4 protein-coding genes are annotated in these 5,622 nt (G+C 53.5%); 3 read left to right on the top strand and 1 reads right to left on the bottom strand.

Features of this window, described 5'->3' with window-relative positions:
* Positions 1-713: 713 nt before the first annotated feature.
* Positions 714-1,652, top strand: coding sequence for a DUF523 and DUF1722 domain-containing protein (locus QZP87_RS11395; RefSeq protein ID WP_291323046.1), 939 nt, complete (start codon positions 714-716; stop codon positions 1,650-1,652).
* 33 nt (positions 1,653-1,685) lie between these two features.
* Here the strand turns inward: QZP87_RS11395 and QZP87_RS11390 are convergent, their stop codons facing one another.
* Complete coding sequence (locus tag QZP87_RS11390) at positions 1,686-2,417, bottom strand: zinc dependent phospholipase C family protein (protein ID WP_291323045.1); 732 nt, start codon at positions 2,415-2,417, stop codon at positions 1,686-1,688.
* A 160-nt stretch (positions 2,418-2,577) separates the two neighbouring features.
* Here QZP87_RS11390 and QZP87_RS11385 point away from each other — a divergent pair, with 160 nt between their 5' ends.
* Positions 2,578-4,026, top strand: a complete 1,449-nt coding sequence (locus QZP87_RS11385; RefSeq protein WP_291323044.1) for a carbon starvation CstA family protein — start codon at positions 2,578-2,580, stop codon at positions 4,024-4,026.
* Between the two features lie 79 nt (positions 4,027-4,105).
* Entirely contained in the window at positions 4,106-5,458 is a 1,353-nt protein-coding gene (locus QZP87_RS11380) for an NCS2 family permease (protein WP_291323043.1), read from the top strand.
* Positions 5,459-5,622 lie beyond the last annotated feature (164 nt).

Raw genomic sequence — 5,622 nt, 5'->3', positions numbered from 1 at the left:
TCCTGGCTCCCAGTTTAATGCCCTTCGGGCTTGCTCTGCGAGCAATTAAATCACGCCACAGGCGTGACAGGCGGAAGCCAGGCCAAAAGGTAATCACTCCAGCACTCACTTTCTTCCGGCATTCATGAGTGCCGGAAGAAAAGGAAGGGAGTTTACACCGTGCCCGTGATCCTATACAAGGGAGCAGGCCCGGTTAAACCCTGCTATGCAGAAAATTCTTCGGATTTGTTTTCTTTCTTGGGAACAAAAGGTAACCAGGAACCACGAACCGATTTTAACGACCAACATGTTGGCTTGAAATTTGTGCTAAGCGTCTAGGCTTTTTCCGCGCCCCTGCACGGAAAATGTGGCCCCTTCGGGGCATCATTTCCTTTATTGTTCCCACGCTCTGCGTGGGAACATCTTCCGGACGCTCCGCGTCCACCAATGATCCAGCACTCACTTTTGAATACTTTTTTTCTGGTATTTCTCCATTGCCGAAAGTGAGTGCTGGATCCAGATACGCTCCCACGCAGAGCGTGGGGAGCGATAAGAAAAAACTTCAGTGTGCTTCAGTGAGTTCCGTGGGCAAAACCTCCTGGCTTTCTTTGAAAATGAAAAAACATGTTCCGAAATTTGTGCAAAGCACATCTGGACATATGAAGTATGTAAAAATGTAATAAATCCAAATTATTGTGCGAAATTTATTGAGTTTTTAGATAAAGGAGAAGCATTTGAAAATTGGAATAAGTACATGCCTTCTGGGCGAAAACGTGCGTTATGACGGTGGGCACAAGCTGGACAGGTACCTTCGGGATCTGCTGGGTAAGTATGTCAGTTATGTGCCAGTGTGTCCGGAAACGGAGTCAGGCATGTCCACTCCCAGGGAAGCTCTGCGCCTGGTGGGTGATGTGGACAACCCCAGGCTGGTCACCCAGAAGTCGGGCGAAGACTATACAGAGATGATGCAGAACTGGGCGTCCAGGAGGCTTGATGAACTGGAACAGGAGAGGCTGTGCGGGTTTATTTTCAAGAGCAAATCACCCAGCAGCGGCATGGAAAGGGTTAAGGTCTACAATGACAAAGGGCACCCGGTACCCAAAGGCCGGGGGATGTTCGCGGGGATGTTCATGGAGCGCTTTCCCCTGTTGCCGGTGGAAGAGGAGGGCAGGCTGCATGATCCCATGCTGCGGGAAAATTTCATCACCAGGATTTTCGTGTTCGGCAGGTGGATGCAACATATGGAACAAGGTTTAAGCACTTCCAGGCTGGTGGATTATCATACCAGGCACAAGCTGCTTCTCATGGCACACAATGTAAATGCCTACCGGGAACTGGGCAGAATGGTGGCCGGGGCCGGGAAAACGCCGCCGGATGAACTGGCATCCCTGTATATCAGCAAGCTCATGGCTGCCTTGAAGTTTGCTTCCACTATAAAAAAGAACGTCAACGTGCTGCAGCACGTTATGGGATACTTCAAGCGGGATCTAAGCAGCGATGAAAAGCAGGAATTACTGGAAGTCATCAGCAATTACCAGAAATCCCAGGTGCCTCTCATTGTGCCTGTAACCCTTCTGAATCACTACGTTCGCAAATATCAACAGCCTTACCTCAAAGAACAGGTGTATCTGAATCCTCATCCCATGGAACTGAAGCTGCGCAATCACGTGTAATTTTGAATGGTATTTGGTCCGAGGAAATAATTTTCAGGCCAGGATGCTTTTAAGTGCGGTGAGCATCTTTGTCTTTTTTTTGATGTTTGGCGTCATCTGCACGTATATGCTGGATTCTTTGCGGCTAAGGACGTCAATAGCGCGCTGCACGGACATGCTGTGATACGTGTCAAAATCCTCGCTGTAATAACTGGTGATGCGGCGACGGTTTAGTCCGGACATGCTCAGGCAGGCCCGGTAGATTCCCTGAAATCCCCTGGAACGGCAATCTCTGGGATCGATGACCTTCCCGGCCAGCCGGTCGTTTGACTTGAGGCGGGTCTTGTCCAGTCGGACCACTGCCGGCCAGCACTGCCTGGTCACCAGGCTGTCGGATTCCATCTCCACCCAGGCATGGCCCAGTTTGCCCTTTGCCCCCAGGTTCATCTTGCCGTGAGCCACGGTATCCGCAGCCAGATGGCTCAGAAAACCGCAGGCAAAAGCCTGGTCGGTGCGTTTGCCCGCAGCCTGCAGCAACATAAACCCGGTTTCCCAGTCATGGGGGTTTTTATGTCCCGGTTTGCCTAGAAAGTAATCCGCAACCACCGAACCGTAGATAAAATTGGTGGAGTAGGCCGTCAACAGAGAATACACGGCAACTGGCAGCAAGCTGGCGGCCCGGAGAATCTCAAAGGCAAAATGAGTGTGGGTCATGGGACCCCAGGCAAAAGCGTTATCAGCCGAAAAAAAGAAAAACAGCAGGAACAGAAAGAATATTTTTTTCATAATTGATATTTCCTTGTAAAAAATACTGACCCTGTATAGCATTATTTTGCTGTGCGTCAATAGGCGTTTAGCACAAATTTCAAACAAAATCCGCTTGCTTCCGTCCTTGAAATCAATGAAACAACCTGTTGTTCCATGAACCTTGCAGGAGTTTTGTTTAATGGCATATTTAATCTTCTGCATCCTGTTTTTGATTGCCGGATACTTCACCTACGCAAGATTCGTGGAAAAGACATTCGGCAGCGATCCCGGCGGAGCAGTTCCTGCCCGGGAAATGGCTGACGGCGTCGACTATGTTCCCCTGCCCGCGTGGAAAGCATTCTGTATCCAGGTTCTCAACATTGCCGGGCTCGGCCCCATATTCGGCCCCATTCTTGGGGCCCTTTACGGGCCCGCTGCCCTGTTCTGGATCGTGATCGGGACCATTTTTGCCGGGGCTGTTCATGACTATTACAGCGGGATGCTCTCGTTTCGAAACAAGGGCGCTTCCTTGCCCGAAGTGATCGGCAAGTTCATGGGAATGCCCGCAAAAATGGTCATGCGGGTGATATCCATGGTGCTCATGATCCTGGTGGGCGTGGTCTTCATCCTGGGCCCGGCCAACCTGTTGGGCAGCCTGACCGGGCTCAATGTCCAGCTTTTCGTGGGGTGCATCTTCGGCTATTACTTCTTGGCCTCTTTTCTGCCCGTGGACAAGATTATCGGGCGTGTTTACCCTTTCCTGGGTCTGCTCCTGTTATTCATGACCGTAGGCATCGCTGCAGGCATGGCGTTTTCTGACATGCATATCCTGCCCAGTATTGATCCCATTCAAAACACCCATCCCGGTCATCTTCCAATCTGGCCCATGCTTTTCATCACCCTGGCCTGCGGCGCCATCAGCGGGTTTCACTCCACACAGTCGCCCATCATGGCCAGGTGCATAGTCAATGAGAAAAAAGGCCGCCTTGTATTTTACGGGGGAATGATCGCCGAAGGCACCATCGCCCTGGTCTGGGCGACCGCCGGCATGTCGTTTTATCAAAGTCCTGAAGCGCTCTACCAGGTCATACAGGCCGGCACGCCGTCACTGGTGGTTGACCAGGTCTGCCGATCGCTGCTCGGGCCTGTGGGCGGGCTGCTGGCCATTCTCGGAGTCATTGTTCTGCCCATTACCTCAGGGGACACTGCCTTTCGTTCAACCCGGCTGATCCTGGCCGAAACCTTCCGCCTGAACCAGGCAAGGCCTTTCAACCGCCTTTTGCTGCTAATCCCCCTGTTCCTGACGGCATACATTATTTCCACCCAGGATTTTCAGATCATCTGGCGGTATTTTGGCTGGACCAACCAGTTTCTGGCCATGATGGTACTGTGGGCGGCAGCCATTTTTTTGGCTTGTTCCGGCAGAATTCACTGGATGGCATCGCTTCCGGCGGCATTTATGACCGCTGTGTGCATTTCTTTCATCGCCCAGGCGGACATCGGATTTAACCTGAGCGCTGAATTCGCAAATATTCTGGGTGTGGTGACATCGCTGGGCTGCCTGTTTGCTCTGGTGCGATATGCAAACGTCGCAGGAAAAACCCTGACCCGGAAAATCTCCGACCAGCCTGGATCGCACCAGTCATGACGTCCAGGTCTGGAATAGTGACAGGGCTGGATCGGCACTGCTGGTTGAATGGAGGACTTTTGAAGGGAGGACGTGCTGGATGGCTGCACTGCTGAACAAAATCTTTCGTTTATCCGAAAACAACACGAGTGTGCGTACAGAGGTCACTGCCGGGCTGACGACCTTTCTGACCATGGCCTACATCATCTTCGTCAACCCGGCGATCCTGGCCACTGATTTCCTGGGGAACCCCACCGGCCTCGATCACCAGGCCGTGCTCCTGGCAACCTGCGTGGCCGCGGCAGCCGGGACGTTTATTATGGGCGTTTACGCCCGCTATCCCATTGCCCAGGCGCCAGGAATGGGAAACAATTACCTTTTCGTGACCATTGTCATGAGCCTGGCTGCCCTTGGCATTACCAACCCATGGCAAACCGGGCTGGGCATTGTCTTTCTTTCGGGCGTGGGCTTTCTGATTCTATCCCTGCTCAAGGTACGCCAGGCGATCATCGAATCCGTCAGTCCAAGCCTGAGAAACGGAATCGCGGCCGGGATCGGCCTGTTTATCGCCTTTATCGGGCTTCGGAACGGTTCGGTCCTCATCGCGGCCCCGGGAACGTTTGTCGGGCTCAACGTGGATTTCATGACCGCTGACATTGCGGTGTTCACCTTCGGCCTGCTGGTCATCTCCGCCTTGATGGCCAGAAAGGTCCGGGGGGCCATCGTGATCGGCATTCTTCTGTCCACGGCGCTTGCCTGGGCCCTCGGACAGGTCCACTGGGGCGGCACGTTCATCGGCCTGCCCCGGATCGAAAACGCGGCCATGTTCCAGCTGGATATCCGTACCGCCTTCAGCCTGGTCTGCCTGCCGTTTGTCATTATCCTGCTCTTCACTGACGTCTTCAACACCATCGGCACGCTGGTGGGTGTGGCGGAACGGGGCGGGTTCATGCGCGGCAACGTCCTGCCCCGGGCCAACCAGGCATTGGTTTCCGATGCCGGGGCTACCATCATCGGCTCCCTGTTCGGGACCAGCACCGTGACCAGCTACATCGAAAGCGCCGCTGGAATTGAGCAGGGCGGACGCACCGGGCTGACCGCCGTGGTGGTGGCGATCCTGTTTATTTTAGCGCTGTTCTTTGCCCCTCTTGCGGCCATGGTCGGAGGCTATGCCCCGATTACGGCATCAGCCCTGGTGGTAGTGGGAACGCTCATGTGCACGAGCATATTGATGATCGACTGGAACGACTACACCGAAAGCCTGCCCGCGTTTCTGATCATGCTGGGCATCCCGCTGACCAATTCCATAACTGATGGGCTGGCACTTGGATTCATCAGCTACCCGGTTGTCAAACTCCTGGCGGGTCGCCCCAGGGAGGCGAATCTGATGATGTACCTGCTTGGCGTGGTCATGCTTGCCTATCTGCTGCTGATCCGGGTCCAGATCGTGTAGGTGAGATATTTGGCGATGTTACTTTGTGGAAAAAAACACTCTATGCGTGGGAGCGTATCTGGATCCAGCACTCACTTTTGGCAATGGAGAAATACCAGAAAAAATAGTATTCAAAAGTGAGTGCTGGATCATTGGTGGACGCGGAGCGTCCGGAAGATGTTCCC

The sequence above is a fragment of the Desulfonatronospira sp. genome, from assembly GCA_003563255.1.
Lineage (GTDB): Bacteria > Desulfobacterota > Desulfovibrionia > Desulfovibrionales > Desulfonatronovibrionaceae > Desulfonatronospira.
Note: the sequence above shows the minus strand (reverse complement) of the source record. Positions and strands in the feature narration are given on the sequence as shown.

Bases quoted from the DNA above. Each gene is read 5' to 3' on its own strand.
- QZP87_RS11380 (WP_291323043.1), top strand. From the start codon at position 4,106: ATGGCTGCACTGCTGAACAAAATCTTTCGTTTATCCGAAAACAACACG.
- QZP87_RS11390 (WP_291323045.1), bottom strand. From the start codon at position 2,417: ATGAAAAAAATATTCTTTCTGTTCCTGCTGTTTTTCTTTTTTTCGGCT.
- QZP87_RS11385 (WP_291323044.1), top strand. From the start codon at position 2,578: ATGGCATATTTAATCTTCTGCATCCTGTTTTTGATTGCCGGATACTTC.